Annotated in this window: 27 protein-coding genes and 1 tRNA gene; 5 read left to right on the top strand and 23 right to left on the bottom strand. The window is 66.3% G+C overall.

The features are described 5' to 3' along the window. From R2N03_RS13690 to tnpA, 3 genes are all read right to left on the bottom strand, one after another. Positions 1–356, bottom strand: a 356-nt coding sequence (locus R2N03_RS13690) for a transposase (protein ID WP_316658183.1), incomplete at its 3' end; no start/stop codon positions are given. A gap of 62 nt (positions 357–418) precedes the next feature. Continuing rightward, complete coding sequence (gene tnpB, locus R2N03_RS13685) at positions 419–745, bottom strand: IS66 family insertion sequence element accessory protein TnpB (RefSeq protein ID WP_131807846.1); 327 nt, start codon at positions 743–745, stop codon at positions 419–421. A gap of 5 nt (positions 746–750) precedes the next feature. Continuing rightward, positions 751–1122 (bottom strand): IS66-like element accessory protein TnpA, encoded by a 372-nt coding sequence (gene tnpA, locus R2N03_RS13680; protein WP_004633552.1) that lies wholly within the window; start codon positions 1120–1122, stop codon positions 751–753. Between the two features lie 86 nt (positions 1123–1208). On the opposite strand from tnpA, the gene R2N03_RS13675 reads away from it, so the two are divergent. Beyond that, positions 1209–1511, top strand: coding sequence for a hypothetical protein (locus R2N03_RS13675; protein ID WP_316658182.1), 303 nt, complete (start codon positions 1209–1211; stop codon positions 1509–1511). A 129-nt stretch (positions 1512–1640) separates the two neighbouring features. Here the strand turns inward: R2N03_RS13675 and R2N03_RS13670 are convergent, their stop codons facing one another. The 15 genes from R2N03_RS13670 to R2N03_RS13600 form a co-directional block, all read right to left on the bottom strand. Then, a complete protein-coding gene (locus R2N03_RS13670; RefSeq protein WP_316658181.1) occupies positions 1641–3104 on the bottom strand; it encodes a hypothetical protein in 1464 nt (487 codons plus the stop codon). 220 nt (positions 3105–3324) lie between these two features. Continuing rightward, a tRNA-Ala gene (locus R2N03_RS13665) sits at positions 3325–3400 on the bottom strand. A gap of 47 nt (positions 3401–3447) precedes the next feature. Next, entirely contained in the window at positions 3448–5163 is a 1716-nt protein-coding gene (soxB, locus tag R2N03_RS13660; protein ID WP_316658180.1) for a thiosulfohydrolase SoxB, read from the bottom strand. Continuing rightward, on the bottom strand, positions 5160–5672 hold the full coding sequence (locus tag R2N03_RS13655; RefSeq protein WP_316658179.1) for a TlpA family protein disulfide reductase: 513 nt from the start codon (positions 5670–5672) through the stop codon (positions 5160–5162). The genes soxB and R2N03_RS13655 overlap by 4 nt, the downstream gene beginning before the upstream one ends. Positions 5673–5676: 4 nt before the next feature. After that, positions 5677–6327 (bottom strand): sulfur oxidation c-type cytochrome SoxX, encoded by a 651-nt coding sequence (soxX, locus tag R2N03_RS13650; protein ID WP_316658201.1) that lies wholly within the window; start codon positions 6325–6327, stop codon positions 5677–5679. A 17-nt stretch (positions 6328–6344) separates the two neighbouring features. Continuing rightward, positions 6345–7109, bottom strand: coding sequence for a sulfur oxidation c-type cytochrome SoxA (gene soxA / locus R2N03_RS13645; protein WP_316658200.1), 765 nt, complete (start codon positions 7107–7109; stop codon positions 6345–6347). A 97-nt stretch (positions 7110–7206) separates the two neighbouring features. Then, positions 7207–7662: a DsrE family protein gene (locus R2N03_RS13640; RefSeq protein WP_316658178.1), complete on the bottom strand. Its 456-nt coding sequence runs from the start codon at positions 7660–7662 to the stop codon at positions 7207–7209. Positions 7663–7677: 15 nt separating this feature from the next. Continuing rightward, positions 7678–7989 carry a thiosulfate oxidation carrier complex protein SoxZ gene (gene soxZ, locus R2N03_RS13635; protein WP_316658177.1) on the bottom strand — a complete coding sequence of 104 codons (312 nt, stop codon included), beginning with the start codon at positions 7987–7989 and terminating at the stop codon, positions 7678–7680. Between the two features lie 27 nt (positions 7990–8016). Continuing rightward, positions 8017–8487 carry a thiosulfate oxidation carrier protein SoxY gene (soxY, locus tag R2N03_RS13630; RefSeq protein WP_316658176.1) on the bottom strand — a complete coding sequence of 157 codons (471 nt, stop codon included), beginning with the start codon at positions 8485–8487 and terminating at the stop codon, positions 8017–8019. Between the two features lie 10 nt (positions 8488–8497). Next, positions 8498–8845 (bottom strand): c-type cytochrome, encoded by a 348-nt coding sequence (locus R2N03_RS13625; protein WP_316658175.1) that lies wholly within the window; start codon positions 8843–8845, stop codon positions 8498–8500. Positions 8846–8996: 151 nt separating this feature from the next. Continuing rightward, positions 8997–9884: an EamA family transporter gene (locus R2N03_RS13620; RefSeq protein WP_316658174.1), complete on the bottom strand. Its 888-nt coding sequence runs from the start codon at positions 9882–9884 to the stop codon at positions 8997–8999. Between the two features lie 117 nt (positions 9885–10001). Then, positions 10002–11297 carry an FCSD flavin-binding domain-containing protein gene (locus R2N03_RS13615; protein WP_316658173.1) on the bottom strand — a complete coding sequence of 432 codons (1296 nt, stop codon included), beginning with the start codon at positions 11295–11297 and terminating at the stop codon, positions 10002–10004. Beyond that, positions 11294–11632, bottom strand: a complete 339-nt coding sequence (locus R2N03_RS13610; RefSeq protein ID WP_316658172.1) for a c-type cytochrome — start codon at positions 11630–11632, stop codon at positions 11294–11296. Before R2N03_RS13610 ends, R2N03_RS13615 begins: the two co-directional genes overlap by 4 nt. Before the next feature lie 130 nt (positions 11633–11762). Beyond that, positions 11763–12569 carry a BON domain-containing protein gene (locus R2N03_RS13605; RefSeq protein WP_316658171.1) on the bottom strand — a complete coding sequence of 269 codons (807 nt, stop codon included), beginning with the start codon at positions 12567–12569 and terminating at the stop codon, positions 11763–11765. A gap of 46 nt (positions 12570–12615) precedes the next feature. Continuing rightward, on the bottom strand, positions 12616–13011 hold the full coding sequence (locus R2N03_RS13600; RefSeq protein ID WP_316658170.1) for a YraN family protein: 396 nt from the start codon (positions 13009–13011) through the stop codon (positions 12616–12618). 35 nt (positions 13012–13046) lie between these two features. Here R2N03_RS13600 and rsmI point away from each other — a divergent pair, with 35 nt between their 5' ends. Beyond that, positions 13047–13949, top strand: a complete 903-nt coding sequence (gene rsmI / locus R2N03_RS13595) for a 16S rRNA (cytidine(1402)-2'-O)-methyltransferase (protein ID WP_316658169.1) — start codon at positions 13047–13049, stop codon at positions 13947–13949. Between the two features lie 48 nt (positions 13950–13997). Here rsmI and R2N03_RS13590 read toward each other — a convergent pair whose 3' ends face one another. Next, positions 13998–14741 (bottom strand): septal ring lytic transglycosylase RlpA family protein, encoded by a 744-nt coding sequence (locus tag R2N03_RS13590; protein WP_316658168.1) that lies wholly within the window; start codon positions 14739–14741, stop codon positions 13998–14000. A gap of 200 nt (positions 14742–14941) precedes the next feature. On the opposite strand from R2N03_RS13590, the gene R2N03_RS13585 reads away from it, so the two are divergent. The 3 genes from R2N03_RS13585 (at position 14942) to R2N03_RS13575 (ending at position 16819) form a co-directional block, all read left to right on the top strand. Then, entirely contained in the window at positions 14942–15598 is a 657-nt protein-coding gene (locus R2N03_RS13585; protein WP_316658167.1) for an MBL fold metallo-hydrolase, read from the top strand. Next, positions 15595–16281: an exonuclease gene (locus R2N03_RS13580; protein ID WP_316658166.1), complete on the top strand. Its 687-nt coding sequence runs from the start codon at positions 15595–15597 to the stop codon at positions 16279–16281. The genes R2N03_RS13585 and R2N03_RS13580 overlap by 4 nt, the downstream gene beginning before the upstream one ends. Positions 16282–16555: 274 nt before the next feature. Next, positions 16556–16819 carry a hypothetical protein gene (locus tag R2N03_RS13575; RefSeq protein ID WP_316658165.1) on the top strand — a complete coding sequence of 88 codons (264 nt, stop codon included), beginning with the start codon at positions 16556–16558 and terminating at the stop codon, positions 16817–16819. 127 nt (positions 16820–16946) lie between these two features. Here R2N03_RS13575 and arsC read toward each other — a convergent pair whose 3' ends face one another. The 4 genes from arsC to alc all read right to left on the bottom strand — a co-directional run bounded on the left by arsC (position 16947) and on the right by alc (position 20372). Then, positions 16947–17297, bottom strand: a complete 351-nt coding sequence (gene arsC / locus R2N03_RS13570) for an arsenate reductase (glutaredoxin) (RefSeq protein WP_316658164.1) — start codon at positions 17295–17297, stop codon at positions 16947–16949. Positions 17298–17482: 185 nt separating this feature from the next. After that, on the bottom strand, positions 17483–18757 hold the full coding sequence (locus R2N03_RS13565; RefSeq protein ID WP_316658163.1) for a M20/M25/M40 family metallo-hydrolase: 1275 nt from the start codon (positions 18755–18757) through the stop codon (positions 17483–17485). Between the two features lie 80 nt (positions 18758–18837). Further along, a complete protein-coding gene (locus R2N03_RS13560; protein WP_316658162.1) occupies positions 18838–19365 on the bottom strand; it encodes an ureidoglycolate lyase in 528 nt (175 codons plus the stop codon). Further along, the gene (gene alc, locus R2N03_RS13555) at positions 19362–20372 is read right to left on the bottom strand and encodes an allantoicase (protein WP_316658161.1); all 1011 of its coding nucleotides are present in this window, start codon (positions 20370–20372) and stop codon (positions 19362–19364) included. Before alc ends, R2N03_RS13560 begins: the two co-directional genes overlap by 4 nt. Between the last annotated feature and the right edge of the window lie 87 nt (positions 20373–20459).

The raw sequence follows: 20459 nt of genomic DNA, 5'->3' as shown, positions 1-20459 counted from the left end.
TCCGGCTCGTGGTGGATGTCGGTGCGCGGCAACTGCGGCGGCAATGCCTGGCGCTTGGGCTTGCTCTTGGCTTCAGATTTGGACGACGGCAGGAGCGCTTCCAGTTCGGTCTCAATCGCCTCGAGGTCTGCGTCAATGGCTTCGTCCAGCAGACTCGCCTGTTCAGATGTCAGTTGCTCGCTGCGCTTGCCGAACTTCCAGCGCTTGTGGATGGCCAGCTCGTGTGTGAGCTGGTCGATCTTGGCTTGCCGGTACCGCAACTCCCGGTCCTTCTCGCCGACCTGGGCCATCAACTGCGCAGCCAGTGTGCGCAGTTCGTCCGGGCTCAGGGCATCGAGGTTGGTGGGTAGGTTCATGCGGCGAGTCTGCCAGAACCCCAAGTCCTCTGGAAGGAAGCCAGTTTACGGCTTTGGGGGTATTACACGACCGTGATCGCGTGGTCGTGGGTGAGCGTCTGCCAAGGCAGCCCCGTCACCAGCGCACGCAATTGCTCGGGATTGAGCGCCGTGGCGATCGCCTGGTCGCCGTTCGTCCAGATGAAGCGCCCCTTGTTGAGGCGCCGCGCGGCCAGCCAGATGCCGAAGCCGTCGTAGACCAGCACCTTCATGCGCGTCGAACTCTTATTGGCAAACAGGTAGGCGTGGTGGGGGCGTGCCGCGCCGAACACCTTGACGACCCGCGCGAGGATCGTTTCGGTACCGGCGCGCATGTCCAGCGGCTCCACGGCCAACCAGATCGCGTCCACCCGAATCAACGCAACCACCCTTGCAGCCACTGGGCGCACTGCGCTGCGGCCGATCCCGGCCAGCGAAGACTGATCGTCGTCGCGCCACGGCGGACTTCGATCTGGATGTCCGGCACGGCAGTGGTCGGCTCGCCGATCCGCAACGGGATGAACTCGCCTTGCGGCACCCTCATCAACTCGCGGTCCTCAGGCGCGCCATTCTTTGCTTCCTGCTCGGCGACCCAGCGCCGCAGCAGATTCGCATTGAGGCGATGGTGCAGGGCTATCGCCGCGATCGAAACACCCGGCTGCATGCACTCCTGCACTGCCTTGGCCTTGAACTCGGCGCTATGCCGACGTCGGCGCCGTATTGGCGCGCTCTCTTCGATAGTGTCCACGTGTCCACCTAGAACTAGATGGACACGATGCTCCTTGCTACGCGGGTCCCCTTCAAGACGGGTTCACCGGGTGCTTACGCCAGGCCGTGGAACTGCTGAGCAACAACCCCAGCGTGCTTCCTGCCAATTTCAACCTGCAGGAAATGCGACGTGACTTGGTGGGCTTTGACACCCTGCGCCCTCGCCTCGCCCGCGTGGAGAAGTTGCTGGAACGGATGCAGGATTCGCAACTGGCGATGGGCAGTGACCTGATGACGGCCGCGCTGGAGGGTTACACGTACCTGAAGGTTGCGGGTAAGGGCGAAGGGCTGGAATCGGCGCGACGGACGTTGTCAGCGCGGTTTAGTCGGGGGCCGCGGAAGACGGTGGAGGAGGTGGCTGGGGAGTGAGGTGAGGGGCTGCTGATGGTTTGATGCGGCCAAGATGGTAGAAAGCCCGCGATGCTGAACAGCTCGCGGGCTTTTTCTTTGGCGTTGCGGGGTCGATCTGAGCGGGGGAGTTGGTGGCCGAAGGTCGCCCTAACGCGCACGGGGCGGGCGGTCGTCAGGTACCGGCTCCAACAGCCGCCTCGTTGGGCGGTTAAGCGTGTAGTAGTCGTAGTAGAGGTCACTTGCGCCGCTGATCGATAGCAGTATGCGGTTCATCAGCATCATCAAGACCTTGTTCTCGCGCACGGTCTGGATACCCCGCTCTTCAGTTATGCCGCCGCCGTGCGCCGCCCGGTTCCTGTTCATCCATACGTCTTTTTCGAGTGCACTGATTTCCAATCCGATCGCTGTGAAGAACCTGTCAGCGAGGACCGCCTGTGGCGCCGAATTCAGATGCTGCGCCTTGTTGCCCAGCATTCGCTTCTGCTCGGACGACAGAGCTGAGTCTTGGATACACCGGTCTATCTGCGCGTAGAGTCCCCGCCACGCCTCCTCGGCCACAATGCGGGTGTGGGCCTCGACGGCGGTGTTGCTGAAGTACGCTCTTTGCAGCGCCTCAATCGCCGCACCGAAGTGCGCAGCGACCATATGTACAGGTGCGGCGGCGGCATGCCAGTAGTTCCAGAAGGCAGTGCGAAGGTTGTAGGCCTCATAGGCTGCGAACAGCCCCGAAGCCATCCGGCTCAGCAACGCAGCGTTCACATCCCGATCGTATCTCAGGCCTAGCGGAGCTGGCGGCCGGCCACTGATGTCATGCGCGTTCTCGACAAGCGCATGTGCCGCCACGGCGCGGAATGAAACCGGCTTCCATTCGGCATCAAATGTAGTGCTACCGAGATAGACGAAGTAGTCGCCAAGGCAATAGGAGAGACACCCCCTGATGCGCGATCGGATCTCCTCGGTAGGCAAACCCAAGTAGAGAATAAACCCAGGGTTCTTTATATGTTCGGGTTTTGCGCGTGACTCACCGATGATGACATCCCAGCCTCCAATAGAGAGCCGAGCGCACGAGTTGCTGTGCTTCGAGGAAGTCGTCGTCAATGGAATGACAATGTCTCCACTCGCCGAGCGCAGAGTTCTGCTTTTTGCGTCCGTTTCTTCAACGTTGTCGGAATCGGGCCACAAAAAGCTGCCTGACAGGTTTTCAATCCAGTCCATCACGCACGAAGCCTCGCCGGAGTGGCTACTTTCCCAGTCCAGTGACTCGATCAGTGATGTCTGCACCCTCGTGCCCGCCGCTGCATCTGCCGTTGCAGCCACCGGAAATGTCAAGCTGTACCCTCGCGGAGTGATGCCCCGCGCAGTGACTGTGGAATCGGTATACCGGCTCTGGCAATGGACTTGACCATCCGGCCTGCGGACCGCGTTTGCCACTGGCTCACACCCGCGCGCCGGGCTATTCGCTGCCGATGTGCTTTCCAGCACCAAGTTGAGGCGGTTGTCCCGCTTGACGACAAATGAAGTCACAGGGCCATGCAATGGGCCATGGTCAACTACTGTATAGACGTCGCTTTTGACTTCAGTTTCAAAGAACTCCCACTCCTGGTAATCCATATCCGCAGCGCTCCTTGTTCGAGTTGCCTATTTTCCTTTAGAAGCGTGGCAATACCGCTGATATCTCGCGCGAAGTGTATGTCGCTCAAGGTCCCGAATTAGCCCCACCTACCCCACGGAGGGCAACGGCGATTAAGCAACGTTGGCAATAAAAAACCCGCGACGCTCAACGCTTCGCGGGTTTTTTTGGGGCATCGCTCATCAAACGCTGCCAGTAACTTGGTGGACCGAAGGAGGATCGAACTCCCGACCTCCGCATTGCGAACGCGGCGCTCTCCCAGCTGAGCTATCGGCCCGTCGTCACAAAGTTTATCCGAATTTGCCCGGGGGCTTCAATCGCGGGTCAACCCTTGTCGGTTTCCATGCCAGGATTGCCCTCCATGCCGACGATGCGCGGCGTGTTCAGCGGCCGCGCCGTCACTTCGCGCTGATCGCGCAACCAGTCGGCCAGCACGTCCCACACGGGGTGGCCGCCGGCCTTGCGGGCCTCGGGCGATACGGCGGCCCAGCCGGCCACCTTGTAGCGGCGGTCGGCGTCGATGGGCGTGTCACCCAGGCGCATGTCGGTAATACGCTGGCCAATCGGCTTCAACGGGTCGATGGTGTAGCGCAGGCCGCCGGTGCGCACCATGTCGCCGCCCTGCTGGTAATACGGGTCTGGGTTGAACAGGTTGTCGGCCACGTCTTCCAGCACGGTCTTGATGGTGGCGCCCGTCATCTCGGTGAGCGTGGTGGCCGGGTACGTGATGGCGGTCTGGGCCATCAGCGCTTCCATGGTCAGGGCCTCGCCGGGCAGCAGGGTGGTGCCCCAGCGGAAGCCGGGCGAGAAGGCAATCTCCGCGCCCTGCGCGTCCATCAGGCCATCGACGATGAGCTGGTCGAAGGTGCCGTTGAAGTTGCCGCGCCGGTACAGCAGGCCGCGGTTCGTGGCGAGCGTTTCGCCCAGCTTGTCTTTGTACGGCGCGCGCACGCGGTCAATCAGCGCGGTCATGGCCGGGTCGGGCGGCAGCAGATCGGCAAACACGGGCAGCAACGTATAGCGGATGTCGCGCACGGTGCCGCCGCGCACATCCAGATCGAGCACGCCGACAAACTTGCCGTTGGCGCCCGCGTTGGTGACGAGCGTCACGCCGCCCGCGTTGCTGACCTTGACGGGCGCGGGCACCGCATCGTGCGTATGGCCGCCCAGGATGGCGTCCAACCCGCGCACACGCGAGGCGAGCTTCAGGTCCACATCCATGCCGTTGTGCGACAGCAGCACGACCACCTTGGCGCCCTTGCCGCGCGCCTCGTCAATCATCTTCTGCAGCCGTTCTTCCTGGATGCCGAAGGTCCAGTCGGGCGTGAAATCCGCCGGGTGCGCGATGGGCGTGTACGGAAACGCCTGCCCGATGATGGCGACCGGCACGCCGTTCAGCTCGCGCAGCACGTAGGGGTCGAACACCGGGTCGCCAAAGTCGGCGGTCTGGATGTTCTGCGCGACAAAGGCGACCTTGTTCTTGAAGTCGTGATCGACCACGTGGCGCACGCGGTCGGCGCCATAGGTCATCTCCCAGTGCGGGGTCATCACGTCCACGCCCAGCGCGAGGGCCGCGTCGACCATGTCCTGGCCGTTGGTCCACAACGCAGTGGCGGAGCCCTGCCAGGTGTCGCCGCCATCCAGCAGCAGCGCATTGGGGCGCGTGGCGCGCAGGCGCTTGATAAGCGTGGCAAAGTGCGCGAAGCCGCCCATGCGGCCGTAGCGGCGGGCGGCCTCGGTAAAGTCGAGCGCGGTAAAGGCGTGCGCAGCGCGCGAGCCCGGCGCAATGCCGTAACGCTTGAGCAGCGCGTGCCCGACCAGATGCGGCGGCTGCCCGGCCCATTGCGCCACGCCCAGGTTGACGCTGGGCTCGCGGTATTCAATGGGCAGCAACTGCGCGTGGCAGTCGGTGAAGTGCAGCAGGTGGACGTTGCCAAAGCGCGGCACGTCGTAGCTGAACGTGTCGGCGTGGGCGTCGGTCAGGCGCAGGCCGGCGGCTGCGGCAATCGCCAGGGCTTGAACGAATTCGCGGCGGTTCATTGTTTGGGGCTGTTTGCGTAGCGGGCCAGGTCGGCTACGTCGTCTTCGAGCATCTCGCCAACTTCCTTGCGCACCACGCGGCCCTTGGCGTCGAGCACGAGCAGTTCGGGCAGGCCCTTGCGCGGGCCGGTGGCGGCGCACAGCGCGTCGGTTTCCATCGCCACGGGCAAGGTGAAGTTGCGCTTGGCGACGTAATCCTTCGCGAGCTGCGGGTTGGCGTCGATGCTGATGGTGAGGATGCGCAGGTCAGTGCCGCGCGTGGCGTCGTAGAGCTTTTGCAGGCGCGGGTTCTGCAGCGCGCAGAACGGGCACCACGATGCCCACGTGGCGATGATGACGGGGTGCCCGCGCCATGCATCGCCCGGCACGCGCGTGCCGTCGAGCAATTGCAGGTCGGGCAGCGCCACCACATCGCCCACTTCGACGGCCTGCGCATGATTGGCAAACTGCGTGGCGGCAAACACCATCGCCGCTGCCGCCCATGTCAGGAACCGCCGAAGCGTGCGCATGGCGTTACTGGTTCACTGGCGATGCCGGATCGAACAACAGCGCCATCACATCGCGGATCTGCTGTTCAGTCAGGATGCCCTTGTGCCCGAAGCGCGGCATGTTGGAGCACGCCGCATACGCGTTGGAGTTGTAGATCTTGCCCCAGGTGTAGCGCAGGATCGCCTCCGAATCGCCGCGCAGCTTGCCGTACTGGTACAGCGACGGGCCGATGGTGCCGTACGACACTTCGTCTTTCGAAAGGCGATGGCACGCGTAGCAATTGGCGCCGTTGACCATGCCAACCGGGTCGGAGAACTGCATGCCCCGGCCGTTCTGGGCGGTCTTCTCGCCGGCCTTCCAGTCGCCCAGCCACTTGCCGTCGGCTGGGTAGCGGATGGTCTGGAGCTGCGCGACTTCGAGCTTCCTGGCCACGGCGGCCGGCACGGCATTGCTGTTTGCGAACTGGCTGCAGACCTTCTGCACGTCGTCGCGCTCGGTCACGCCTTCCACGGTGGCCGGGCCCTTGGAGACAAAGCTCTCGTGGATGACCTTGGCGAGTGCTGCGTCAGCCTTGGCATCGGGCTTGGGCGGGGTGACGGCCTTGGCGGGTGCCGCATCGGCGGCACGGGCAGCGCCTGCAACGAGGGCCAGGGCGATGAGGGTCAGTCGGATCATGTGCGGCATGGTCGGCCTCATCGTTTGATGGACGGCGCGTCCATCTTGCCGCCGTTGGCGTTGCGGGCGAGGAACATCTCGAGCGCAGTGACCACCTCGCTGCCATAGAGCGGTTCCGGAAAGCGCTGCTGGCGCAGGCAGTCGTACAGGCGGTGCTGCATCGTGCGTACCTCGCCCTGCGAGACGCGATAACCCGGCCATGTGGAATACGCATAGCGCGCGCCGTCGGCGGTCAGCAGGTCGGGCAGGTCTTGCAGGCGGATGCGCAAACCCGGCTGGGCATGGCACGTGGCGCAGGCAAAGTCATAGGCGCCGCCACGGTAGAAGAACATGCGGCGGCCAAGTTCGTACACGCGCTTTTCTTCCGGATGCGCGAGGGGGATGTCGATGGCCGCGCCGCGCGATTCGGAGGCGACGTAGGCCATCAGCCGCTCGATCTCGGAAGGCTTGCCCGGCGAGGAAAACGGCCGCGCCGAAGCCTCATCCCTGGTCAGCCCCTGCAGCGTCATGCGGCAATACATGAGGCGCTGCTCGGCGTCCATCACGCGGCCGGTGTCTTTGAAGTAACGCGGCAGCTGGGCATACGCGCCCTTCACGACGCCCGGGCCGAGGCCCAGGTCGCACGCTTCGAGCGATACCTGCTTCGGGCCGGCGGGCTTCTTCCAGAGTTCTTCGCCAGCGGCTTCCCAGAGTTCGGCCGGATTGCCGTCAGCCAGCATCTCGCGGTACTGGGCGATGCCGGCGGCGATATTGTCCTTGGCATCCTGTGCGTGGGCGGCCATGGCCACCCCGCAGGCCAATGCACCTGCCGCCGCACGCAGCGCTGCGCCCCGCACCTTTGTCAGTGTCTTGCGTTTCACGGTCCCCTCCGCGTGTCGCCTACGGTTTGAGATAGGCGAAGCCTTCTTCCTGCTGCAGGCGGGTGATTTCCACCACGCCAGCGGGCACGACCTTGGCTTCCAGCAGCAGCTTGTCTTCCGGCACCTTGAAGGCCATCAGCGAGTTGTGGCACACGCGAAACTCCACGCCCATGCTGGCCAATGCAGCCACGGGCGCGTCAAAGGTACGGCCCTGCTCGTCCTTGGCACCTTCCACGAGAAACTCGATGCCGTGTCCGAATGCCACCACCACGATCCGGGTGCCCGGCGCGCCATTGACGTGGTTGCGCAGGTTGCCGATGGCGCGCACCGCCTGGTCGATGCCCTCGCTCAACTGATAGACCACCTTGTACCGTGCGCCGGCACCACCGGCACGCGGCATATTCTGGGCGGCCGCCTTGCCGGCCACGCCCAGCGCCGCCAGCGCGGCTGTTACCCGAAAGAAGCTGCGTCGCATGTCGGTCTCCGGGGCTTACTGGATGGATGTTTCGTCGGTGCGCTTGTCGCCATGGTTGTCGACCCAGGTGACTGTCACCTTGTCGCCCTTGGCGGCGCCCTTGAACTTGAAATTGAGGAACGGATCCTTCGATACGGCTGTGCCGAACTGCGCGTCCAGCACTGTCTTGCCGTTATGCTGCACCGTCACGTTGGTGATGTGCCAGGCGGGCACGATCTTGCCGGACGCGTCCTTGCGCTGGCCGGTCTCCATATCGTGCTTCATCAGGATCTTGACGTCGGCCGTGCCGCCGTTTTCCATTGCGCGGATGCGCATCGGGTCTGCCATGGTGTGCTCCTTGTCCTGATTGGCCGGTCAGCCGCCGCAGCCGCCGAGGGTGACCTTGACTTCCTTGCTTGCCAGGATCCATTTGCCGTTGGCGCGCACAGCGGCGTAGACCATCGACGTCTCGCTCATCTTCACGCGCGTGCTGACGAACGGTTCGGTGCCAGCCGGAATGCCAAAGGTGGCGGCCAGCGTGTTCGGGTTCTTGTCGACCAAGATGGCGATCATGTCGGTGCCGGGCAGCGTGCTCGTCACCACCAGCGGCACCACGGCGCCGTTCTCGGCGATGTCCGGGGCGGTCAGGTGAACGCCCGCGCCGCCCTTGTCGACGGCGCCGCCGCCCAATTGCTTGAGCACGTCGTTCACGCCCTTGATGCTGAACGCGGTCTTGTTCCACTCGGCCGCCTGAGCCGGCGTGGCGATGCCTGCGGACACGAGCAGCGCCATCATGGCGCCTGCGCGCAGCACGTCGCGGCGGGTCAGGTTGATTGCATCATGCATGGCCGTGCCCTCACTTGGACGGGGCGCCAGCGAGCACCCAGTCGATCACGGTCTTCAGATCAGCGTCGCTGATCTTCGGGTTGGCGGGCATCGGGATCTGGCCCCAGTTGCCCATGCCGCCTTCGCGCACTTTCTTCATGAGCCTGGCTTCGGCGCTGGCGTCGCCCTTGTACTTGGCGGCGACATCCTTGTATGCGGGGCCGACGAGCTTGTGGTCGACGGCGTGGCAGCCGAGGCAGGCGTTCTGGTTGGCGAGGGATTGCGCGCGGGCTGCATCGACGGCGGCCAGCGCAGGCGTGGCGGACAGCGCCAAGCTGGCCAGCACAGCCGCAGCGGCGAGCGTGGGGGCGAACTTCATGTGGTCTCCAGATGATGAGGCGGCCCGCATGCCGGGCGCGGGCGAATGGACCCGATATTGTGCCCCAAGTGGAGAATCGCCATGCCGGGCCAGCATGCAACGCGCCCGGCATCCGCCCCGTGCCGGGCGCGCCCGCTCGGGTAGGCGGCGGTCAGGCCATCGCCCGCCGCGCCGCCAGCCGGCCGCCGAACACGTTCAGCAGCAGCCCGGCCATCACGACCGCGCCGCCCAGCCACTGGGCCGGCACCAGCCGCTCGCCGAGCAGCGCGGCCGCGGACACGAGGCCCACCACCGGCACCAGCAGCGTCAGGGGCGCGACCTGGCTGGCCGCGTAGCGGGCCAGCAGGCGGCTCCACAGGCTGTACCCGAAGATGGTGGCGGCAAAGGCCAGATAGACGATCGCGCCAATGCTCAGCGCGCCGATGTTCGCCAGGCTGTGCGCGATCTGTTCGGGGCCTTCCATCCAATACGAAAGCAGGAAGAACGGAATCGGCGGGATCAGCGCGCCCCACACCACGAGGCTGACGACGTTCACCGGCCCGATGCGCTTGGTGACGATATTGCCGCTGGCCCACGAAAACGCCGCGCACAGTGTGAGCAGGAAACCCGCCGTGGTCATGCCCGTGGCCGCCGAGCCGCCCGCCATGCCGATGATGGCCAGCCCGCACGCCGCCACGGCCATGCCGGCCAGGTGGAACCAGCGGATCGGCTCCCGCAGCACCACGGCCGCGATCGTCAGCGTGAAGAACGCCTGCGACTGCAGCACCAGCGACGCCAGCCCCGCCGGCATGCCCACGTACATGGCCGAGAACAGAAACGCGAACTGCCCAAAGCTGATGGTCGCGCCGTAGGCGAGCAGCCACTTGAGCGGAATCTTCGGGCGCGGCACCAGCAGCACCGCCGGGAAGGCGACGAGGGCGAAACGCAGCGCGCCCAGCAGCATGGGCGGCACGCCGTGCAGCCCCACCTTGATGACGACAAAGTTGACGCCCCACACCAGCACGACGGTCAGGGCAAGCAGCAGATCCTTGGGAGACATGATGAGCGGAATATCCTGGCGGCCGCCCGCGCGGCCATATGACGCACTGTAGGCGGTTCAATCGCGCCCGACTTGCACAATCTTGCGCATTGTTCGTGCCGGACGCTGCGTGCGCCCTCAGCCGAGCATGTCCGACCAGATCGCGCGGCTCCACCCTTGTGCCAGCGTCGCTTCCGCCGCAGACGGCATGTCGGATACGCCACCCGCTCCAGGCACCGTGACCATCGTGCGCGCGATGGGGTCGAAGCGATGCACCGACGCCACGTGGATGGCCTCATCGGGCGCGGTGAAGCTGTAGCAGGTGTTGGCATACAGCGGGGAGGCATCGGGCGCGTGCCCGGCCAGCATCGCCACCACCGCGGCGGCGGCCACCTTGCCGTGCTGATTGGCCATGTGGCCCGACTTCGGCATCAGCGGCGCGGTCTGGATGGCATCACCAATCACATGCACGCCCGGCGCCACCCTGGATTCGAACGAGAGGAAATCGACCTCGCACCAGCGGCCGTTGGCGGTCGCCAGCCCCGCCTGCACGGCAATCGCGCCGGCGCGCTGCGGCGGGATCAGGTTGACCACCTCCGCCTGCACGTCGTCCTGCACGTCGAACTTGAGCACGTGGCCGGTCGGGTCGATGTCGACCGCGTTGTACTGCGGGCGGTATTCGATGTGGTTCGGATAGCGCTCCGCCCACACCCGCTTGAACAGCGTCCCCTTGGACATCACCTCGTCGTTCGCATCGAGAATCAGCACGCGCGAGTCGGGCTTGGCGCGCTGCAGCCAGTTGGCGATCAGGCACGCTCGCTCGTAGGGCGCGGGCGGGCAGCGGTACGGCGCGAGCGGAATGCTGATCGCCACTGTCCCGCCGTTGGGCATGGCCTCCAGGCGGTGGCGCAGCGCGAGCGTCTGCGTGCCGGCCTTCCATGCATGCGGAGCCCGCGCCGCCGTTGCGGGATCGGCGAGACCCGGAATCGCGCCGGGAATGAACTCGATGCCAGGCGAGAGGATGAGCCGGTCGTAATCGAGCGAGCCGCCGCCGGCCAGGCGCACTTGCCTGGCGCCAACGTCGATGGCGGATGCCCGGTCGCGCACCCAGCGCACGCCGTGGCGCGCCACCAGCGCGTCATACGGCACGGTGATCGAGGCGAGATCCCGGTCGCCGGAAAGCACGAGATTCGACAGCGGGCAGGACACGAAGGCCGCGTTGGGCTCGACCAATGTCACGTCGACGCGGCCGCCCGAAAATGCCCGCACGTACTTGGCGGCAGTCGCGCCGCCATAGCCGCCGCCGACCACCACCACGCGCGCATTGCGCATGGCCGTCCACGACGCACACGCGGCCAGCGGGCCTGCGAGCGCACCCGCACCGAGCGCACGCAGCACCGCGCGCCTGTTCTTGCGCAGCATCGAGGCGGTCATGGCGCCTCCTGCGGCTGACGCGAGAGCCAGCCGGCAATGGCGGCGATCTGCACCTCGGTGTATCCGCGCGCGAGCTGACCCATCACCGTGGAGGGGCGCGTGCCGTTGCGGAAGGCCTGCAGCGTGTCGATCAGCTCGGCCTGTGAGCGGCCCGCCAGCGAAGGCAGCGTCTGCGCCGACAGCCTGGTGCCGGGCGCCGTATCGGCATGGTGGCAACTGGCGCAGGAAGCCGCCCAGGTGCGGGCCTGCATGTTGGAGGGCGGGGCCTCACCTGCGTGGACAATGGGGGCCACGGCGAGCAAGGTGGCGGTCGCAAGACGATGGACGACGGGCATGGGGGGCAGCGAAGTCGCGGGAGCGCCATACGCTAACACGCCCGCGTTGGCGCAGCCGACCGTGCGATGCGCACGGGCCACAAAAAACGCAGCACGATGGCTGCGTTCTTTGTGGCGATGATGCGTGCGCTCAGGGCAGTTGCTTGCCCGGCGGCAGCGCCGGCGAGGTGGTCGGCGACACCGTCGCGCCCACGCCCGGCTGCCCCGGCGAGGCCGGCGAGACCGGCGCGGGCGCCTGCTTTTCGACGGGTGCCGGGGTGCCGGCGCCACTGCCCGGCGCCACCTGCGGATTGGTCGACGTCGCATTCGAGTCCAGGCGCTTGCGCTCGTCTTCGCTCACGTAATCGAACACCTTCACGACCTTGTTGACGCCGCCAACGGTCCGTACGGCCTCGGTGGCGCGGTTGCCTTCAGCCTCCGTCACCACGCCCATCAAGAAGACGGTCTGCGCTTCGGTGGTCACCTTGATGGAGTTCCAGGGCACGCCCTCCGTGCCGGCCAGCACGCTCTTCACCTTGGTCGTGATGTACGTATCGTTGGCGCGTGAGCTGAGTGTGCTGGACTCGCCCGTCACCACCAGCTCGTTGACGACCTCACGCGCGTTCTGCAGCTTCTGCGCGTACTGGCCAATTTCCTGCTTCGTCTGCTCGGTGCCGGCTTCGCCAGTCAGCAGCACCTTGCGGTTGTAGACCGTCACGTTCACGTGGGCACGACCGTCGTAGCGCGTGATGAGCGTGTTTTCGGCCTCCATCTGCAGGCCGCGGTCGATGGTCTGGGTGGCGGTCGGGCGGCGGTCGGTGGCCAGTGCCACGCCACCTGCCACGGCACCCGCAAACAGCGGGAAGCAGGCGGTCAGCTGCGTGGCGGTGATGCCGGCCAGGGCGGCCAGCACGACGATGCGCTTGGCGCGGGCAGACTTGGGCGACGGGCGTTTCATGTTGTCCTTGCAAAGAGTCCGGGAAGAATGGGAAAGAGCGCGGGAGTCATGCCTCGACGCCAAATGCGTCGCGCATCCATTCGATACGCGCGCCGTCGATGGCGATGACATCGAAACGGCAGGCGGGTACATCCTCCACCTGCCGCGCCAGGAAATCTTCGGCCGCCGCAATCAGGCGGCGCTGCTTGGCGGGCGTCACGCTCGCGGCGGCACCGCCGAAGCGCTGCGTCGAACGTGCCACGCGGGCGCGCACCTCGATGAATACCAGCGTACCCGCCGCATCACGCATCACCAGATCGATCTCGCCGCCCTTGCAGCGATAATTGCGGGTGACCATCAACAAACCGCGTGCCTGCAGATAGCGCAGGGCGCGATCTTCACCGGCCTCGCCGGTGGCTGCGGTCATGGGTTGCGGAGGTACGGGCTGTTGCGGCGCGTGCATTGGCGGTTTGAACCGACTGACTAAGAGAAGTTCTCGTGAGTGATCCTGACTGGACCCTGCTGGCGCACGACCAGCACTATCCCGCCGGCGCATTATATGTGGTGGCTACCCCCATCGGGAACGCTGCCGACGTGTCGCTGCGCGCGCGGCACGTGCTCGGCCTCGTCGATGCGGTGGCCTGCGAGGACACGCGCAACACCGGCCAGTTGCTGCATCGGCTGGGACTGTCGCGGCCCATGCTGGCGGCACACGAGCACAACGAGCGCGAGGCCGCCGCGCGCATCGTCGAACGCCTGGTGCGCGGCGAGCGTGTGGCCTATGCGTCCGATGCGGGCACGCCGGGCATCTCCGACCCCGGTGCGCGCATTGTCGAGGCGGTGCGCGCGGCGGGCCATCGTGTGATCCCGCTGCCGGGCCCGAGCGCGGTGGTGACGGCATTGTCCGCGGCGGGCGAGCTGCTGGCATCGTCGGATGGCCAGTTCACGTTTGTCGGCTTCCTGCCCGCCAAGGCGGGCGCGCGTGATGCGGCCATCCGCCAATGGGCCGCGCACGGACCGGCCTGGGTACTTTATGAAGCGCCCCATCGCATTGATGCCACGCTGGCGGCACTGGCGGAGCATCTACCCGCGCGCCGCATCCTCATCGGCCGCGAGCTGACCAAGCTGTTCGAGCAGATCGTCGTGTTGCCGGCAGCGGAGGCGCCATCGTGGCTGGCGGCCGACGCCGCGCACGGCAAGGGCGAGTTCGTCCTGGTGGTGGAAGGCGCAGGCACGCAGGGCGCGGCGCCAACCGCCATGGCAGCCGACCAGGTGTTACGGCTCCTCTTGGCCGAGCTGCCCGCCAAACGCGCGGCCAAGCTGGCCGGCGCCATCACGGGGGCTTCAGTCGATGCGCTGTATCAGAGCGCGCTGGCACTCAAGAACGATGGAAAGGATTGATGCCACGTCTGCCATGGCAGCGTGCCTGGCGGCGCTCAAAGGCGGCGCTTAATGATGGCGCTTTGCGCGGTGCCGGATCGACTTCTTCTTGACCGGCGCGGGCTCGTCGGCGCCGACATCGGCGTCGCCATCATTGCTGGCGAGGTCGGTTTGCGTGAGTTCCGGGCGCAGCGCCTCGACTTCTGCGCGCGACAGCCGTCGGATCTCCACCTGCGCTGAGCCACGCTTGACGAAATCCAGCCGCTTGGCGGCGGCATATGACATGTCGAGAATGCGCTTGCCGTGATACGGACCGCGGTCCGTCACCTTGGCCACCACCACACGATCGTTGGCAAGGTTGCGCACCAGCACCCAGCTTTGCAGCGGCAGCGACGGGTGTGCCACCGTGAAGGCATTCATGTCGAAGCGCTCACCGCTGGCGGTACGGCGGCCATGGAAGCCGCGGCCGTACCAGGACGCTACGCCGCGCTGCTCGAAGGTGCCGAGATCGGCGCGCAGGCCGGGCTCGGTGTTGGCATCGTCAAGCTTGAGGCCGCTGGATTCGGGGACGCCACGGAACGACAGCGCGCCCCAGGCATCCGGGTTGTCGCGCACGTCGGACACCGTCCGGGCGGGCGCGGCGGCCTTGCTGACCTGGCCGCCGGTCTGGGCGCCGGTCTGGGCGCCGGCGGGCGGTTCGCCAGGCACGGCGGCGCAGCCTGCCAGCACCAGCATTGCGGTGCCATGCAGCAGCCAGGCACGCAGCGAGCGGCCAGCCGGAAGGCGGGAGAACAGAGGGGGCGAACTTGGCATGGGCGCGAGTCTACCATGCAAGATTCGACCGATAATTTACATTTCCTATTAAAACAGCGCGATCATGCGGGCATCTGACGTCATTTTTGTAAAATTTTCTTTCCGCTGTAACAGCGCGTCCCGCCAGGCCAATGCTGGCGCGGCCCGGGGCCGATACAATTGCCACCACGTCTATTCGCCTTGAGTGCGCAAAAAACCACATGAAAGTCGTTGTCGTCCCCGTTACGCCGTTTGAACAGAACTGCACGCTGCTGATCGGCGACGATGGCGCCGCCGCCGTCACCGATCCCGGTGGCGATATCGAGCGCATCCTGGCCGCCGCCGAGCAGCACGGCGCGCGCATCGCAAAGATCCTGCTCACGCACGGCCATGTCGATCACTGCGCCGCCGCCGATGCCTTGCGCACACAGCTTGGCGTACCGATCGAAGGCCCCCACAAGGACGAGGCATTCTGGATCGACCAGTTGCCGATGCAGAGCCAGCGCTTCGGCTTTCCGCCGGCCAGGGCTTTCGTGCCCGATCGCTGGCTGGATGACGGCGACACCGTGGAAGCGGCCGGCCGCACGTTGCAGGTGTTCCATTGCCCGGGCCACACGCCGGGTCATGTCGTCTTCTTCAGCCCTGAAGACCGCGTTGCCATCGTCGGCGATGTCCTGTTTGCGGGCTCGATCGGTCGCACGGATTTCCCGCGCGGCAACCATGCCGACCTCATCCGCTCGATCCGCACCAAGCTCTGGCCGCTGGGCGACGACGTCACCTTCGTGCCGGGCCACGGGCCGGTGTCCACGTTCGGCGACGAACGCGCCACGAACCCCTACGTCGCCGATCGGCTGTTTGCCAACGAAGGCGCCGCATGAGCGACGACACCTCTGCCGCCCCCTCCTCCGCCGCACCAGGCAACGGGCGCCGCAAGCGCGGCAACCCGGCGCCCGACACGCGGCCCGAAATCTACGTCAGCACCGACATCGAAGCTGATGGCCCCATTCCGGGACCGCATTCGATGCTGAGCTTCGCGAGCGCCGCATATCTGGCCGACAAGACGCTCATCGGCACGTTCGAGGCGAACCTGGAAACGCTGCCCGGTGCGCAGGGCCATCCGATCCAGGTGCAGTGGTGGAAGCAGCAGCCCGAGGCCTGGGCCGCCTGCCGCAGCAATCTGGAGGCACCCGAAGTGGCCCTGCCGCGCTATGTCGAGTGGGTGGAGAGCCTGCCGGGCAAGCCGGTGTTCGTGGCGTTCCCGGCGGGCTTCGATTTCACTTTCATGTTCTGGTACATGATGCGCTTTGCGGGGCGCTCGCCTTTCGGCTGGGCGGCTCTCGACATCAAGACGCTGGCCTTTTCGCTCACGGGGCTGCCGTACCGGCGCAACGTCAAGGCGGCCTTTCCCGCCCACTGGCACGATCCCCTGCCCCACACGCATATCGCGCTCGACGACGCGAAGGAGCAAGGCGCGCTCTTCTGCAACATCCTCGCCGAATTGCGCAAGCGAGAAGCGGAACGCTCCGGTAGCCAGGAGTCTGACCAATCTGCTCAGGATTGAGCGCCGCTCACATCACGCCGCTTGCGAAGAGCCGCATGCCCGTTGCCTTTTGACGGCGTGACGCGAACACCATGCCGCGGCGCAACTTGCGGCGTCTCGAAGCCCCGTCTACGCTGGGCTTGTGCGAGGCGACCCGACGACTGCGCCACCCGGCGCCGGCAAGCAAAGCCACTCGCATACGCCATTTGCATGTCGTATCGTCATCGGGCCGCACGTACCCCCGACGCTGGTGCGTGCCAGCGTCGGCTATCGGTCCACAACGGGAGGTGAGGCGATGCGATTTTCCCGTGACGCGTTTGACACGCACCATTTGCGAGCGATGACGGAGCGCTTGCATTGGCATCGCAAACCGGCCGCCAAGGCGGTCCCGCTGGCTACGCGCACACACCTGCACCGCGCGCACGGCAGAGGGATCGACGACGCGGCATTGATGAAGGTCACCGTGGTGTCGACTGCGGTGGTGCTGGCCGTGGTGCTTGCCGCCATGCTGGCGATCGGATTCGGGTCAGAAATGGCCCGATTGATGGGCCTGGAATGATCCGGTGCCCAAGCGCGTCTTGACGGACGCAGCCCCGGCCCTCGCGCAAGGCGATACGGCCACCCCTGAACGGCCTGTCCGATGGAAATCGGCAGGCCGTTCAACATGCATGCGGCGGTCGCGCGCGTTACTGGAGAAAGGCGTCCAACGCTTCAGGCGTACGGCCGATGGTGGCCTTGCCGTTGCGGACGAGCACGGGGCGCTGCAGCAGCCTCGGATGCGCCGCGATGGCCGCCAGCAGCGCGTCGTCCGAGGCTTCCTGCAGACCCAGTTCGGCGTATTCCTCTTCGTTCTCGCGCACGAGGCTGCGCAGCGGTGAGTTCAGCTGACCTGCGAGCGTTTTCAGGTCCGCCAGCGAGGGCGGCGTCTGCAGGTACTCGATGACTTGCAGTGACTCGCCCGTCTGTTCTGCGAACGCTTGCGCCCGCTCCAGTGCGGTACGCGATTTGGAGCAGCGCGGGTTGTGATAGATCTTCATGGCGCGATGTGTGGCGAGTTGCGGACAGTGGCCATCTTAATGGGTTGGCATCGTTGCGGATTTCGCTTCTTGATAAGGGGGGCTTCTCCGCTCAGCCCCTCGCTGCGTGCCCTGCCAAGTACCACACGGGCCCAAAAGCACAAGGGCCGACATGCGCCGGCCCCAAGAAGCAAACGCGGCAGCCTTCAGGCGCCCAACAACTCGGCCACTGCGCAGCCCACCACCACAGTGGCGCCCCGCAGATCGTTCAATCGCAGGTTCTCATCCGTGTTGTGGCCACGTGCTTCCATGAGCGTGCGCGGCCCCGCGCCATACAGCACGGTCGGCACGCCGCGCGCCGTGTAGTGCCGCGCGTCGGTGTACAACGGCACGCCGTGCACCGGTACATCGCCACCGAACACGGCCAGCGCGTTGCGCCGCAGGGCGCCAATCAGCGTCTGCACACCGGGCAATTCAGCCAGCGGCTCCGCCAGCAGGATGCGCTCGACTGACACCGTGATGCCGGGCCGTTCAGCGGCAGCGCGTTCGATCACGGCACGCAGTTCGCCTTCGGCATCGCGCCCAGCCTCTTCCGGGATCATCCGACGGTCGATGCGGAAGGTCACCAGGTCGGGGACGACGTTGGTGTTGATGCCACCCTGGATCAACCCGACGTTCAGCGTTGCGTGGTCGATGCCGGAGACCGCCGATTTGCGCGTCGCCAGTTCCGCGCGGTACGCATAGACCGCCTGCAGGATGTGCGTGGCGGCCTCGATGGCGTCCACCCCGGTATGCGGCATGGCGGCGTGCGCCTGCTTGCCGCGCACCGTCACCTGCACGTGCAGGCAGCCGTTGTGCGCCGAGGTGATGCCATAGGCAAACCCGGCCGAGATGGCGTAGTCGGGCCGGGTGAGGCCCTGGTCCAGCAGCCACTTCGGGCCGAGGTCGCCGCCGGTCTCTTCGTCGTAGGTGAAATGCAGTTCGACCGTGCCGTTGAGTGTCGCCCCGCGCTTCTCGGCGTCGATCAGCGCGAGCAGCGCCCAGGTGTAGGTCGCGAAATCCGACTTGGAGACGGCCACGCCGCGGCCGAACATCGTGGGGCCGTGCTCGGTCTCGACGATCTCGCCGCCGTACGGGTCGTGCGTCCAGCCCAGGCCCGGCGGAACCACATCGCCGTGCGCGTTCATGGCGACGGTCGGGCCGCCGCGGCCGAACGCATGCCGCACGATCAGGTTGGTGGCGCTGACCATGCCGGCCGCGCGCACCTGCGCCTCCGGCACCGCATGCGCCTCGACCGTCAGGCCCTGCGCCTCCAGCAGCGCCTTGGCGCGCGCCGCGTGCGGGGCGCAGTCACCGGACGGGTTGTCCGACGGCACCTGCACCAGCTCGCGCAGGAATGCGATCTGCTGCGCGTGCGCGGCCTCGACAAAGGCGCGGATCTCCGCGTCGATGCCGGGGGAGGTGAGTTGAGCCTGGGTCATGCCGATGTCTCCTTGTCGGTTTGAAAGTGACTGAGCCCCCGTGGTGCGGGGGCTCAGGGATGACGCTCGGGGCAAGCGGATTACTGCGCGGCGCGCAGGGCCGCTTCGGTCAGCCACACCGATTCGGGCAGATCCTGCTCGTCGCAGTTGTGGCCTTCGCCACCACGGTCGACGACGATGAAGTCGCTCACCTCACCAAGGGCCAGCAGCGGGTGATGCCACACGCCGCGCGCGTAGTTGACGCCCTGCCAGCCGCGCGAGACAAATGCACGCAGCTGGCTCGGGTCCAGCTCGCCGGCCGGCGCCACCACCACCAGATACGGCTTGTCGTTCAACGGGATGAACGCCTGGCTGCCACGCGGATGGCGCTCCAGCATCGTCACCTCGAACGGCAGCGTGCGCGGCTGGCCACGGAACAGGTTGATCAGCGCCCGGCCGCCTTCGCCCACGTCCACGTTGGCGAGGTCATGAAAGCGCGTGGTCGTGCCCTGGTTGATGGGGAACTGCTTGCACCCCTCCAGCTCGATCACGTCGCCGAACGGCGCGAAGGCTTCGCGCGTGAGCGGCTCGATGGTCAATGCAACGCGAGCGACGGTGTCCTGGCTCATTCGAGCACCCCCCACAGGCGCAGGCGCGACACGCCGCCATCCGGGAACATGTTGAAACGCACGTGGGTGACGATGCCCAGGTCAGCGATCTCGGCTTCGTAGTAATGCTGCAGGTCCATCTGCAGCTTTTGCTCGGGCAGCAGCGTTTGCCAGAACATCGCTTGCGTCTTCAGCGAGCTGTCGGTGCCGCCCACCACGCGCGCGGCCTGGATGGAAACCCGGTCGGCAAAGTTGCCCTTGAAGTGCGCGGTGTCGACTTCGATCTTGCGGATGCGGCCCGGGTGCGCCAGCGCGATCACGCACCAGTCGTTGCCCGGCTCGCGGCGGCGGCGCGTTTCCCAGCCGTCGCCCATGTTCACGCCACGGCCCGGCATCAGCATGCGGGAAGCCGGCCCGAAGTGCTCGTTGTTGGCTTCGACCACGTAGGCGCCGTTTTCCATGGCGGCCAGGTCGAACAGCTGGGTGCGGTCAGCACCCTTCCAGTCGACTTGCGGCTGGCCGTACACGCGCAGGCGGGCGATGCCGCCGTCCGGGAAGATGTTCACGCGCAGGTGCGTGAAAGCGCCCGGGTTGCTCACGGCCACGTACGCGTGGCTGTTGCCCTGCAGGGTGGTCGACGGAACGATTTCGGTCCACTGCGTGGCGTCGGTCGGCTCGCCGTCCGGCAGGTAAGCGGCTTCGATCGAGGCGGCCGGCGGGAAGTTGCCGGTGAAGTGGCTGGTGTCGATGTCCACGCCCTTCACGACGCCCGGGCGTGCCAGCCGGACGATGCAGTAGTCATAACCGCCGTTGCGGCGACGGCGCGTTTCCCAGCCGTCCATCCACTTGCCGTGGTCGTCGTACTTGCCCGGAATGAAGACGGCAGGCTCGGGATTGAGCATGCGGCTTTTCGGCGCGAAGAATTCGTCGGTCGCGAACGTGGCCTCGGCGCCCAGGCGGGGGTCCGCCAGGTTCGGATAGCGGCGCGTGAAATCAGGGGCGTTCGGATCGAGCGTAGGCATCGCCATGGGGTTCTCCTTGGTATCGGTCTCGTGGATGTTATACGGCGTGCCAAGTCGGGCAAGAACAGCGCAACGGGGCGGGCCGGAGGTGCA

It is taken from the genome of Ralstonia condita (genome assembly GCF_958405655.1).
GTDB classification, from domain to species: domain Bacteria; phylum Pseudomonadota; class Gammaproteobacteria; order Burkholderiales; family Burkholderiaceae; genus Ralstonia; species Ralstonia condita.
Note: the sequence above shows the minus strand (reverse complement) of the source record. Positions and strands in the feature narration are given on the sequence as shown.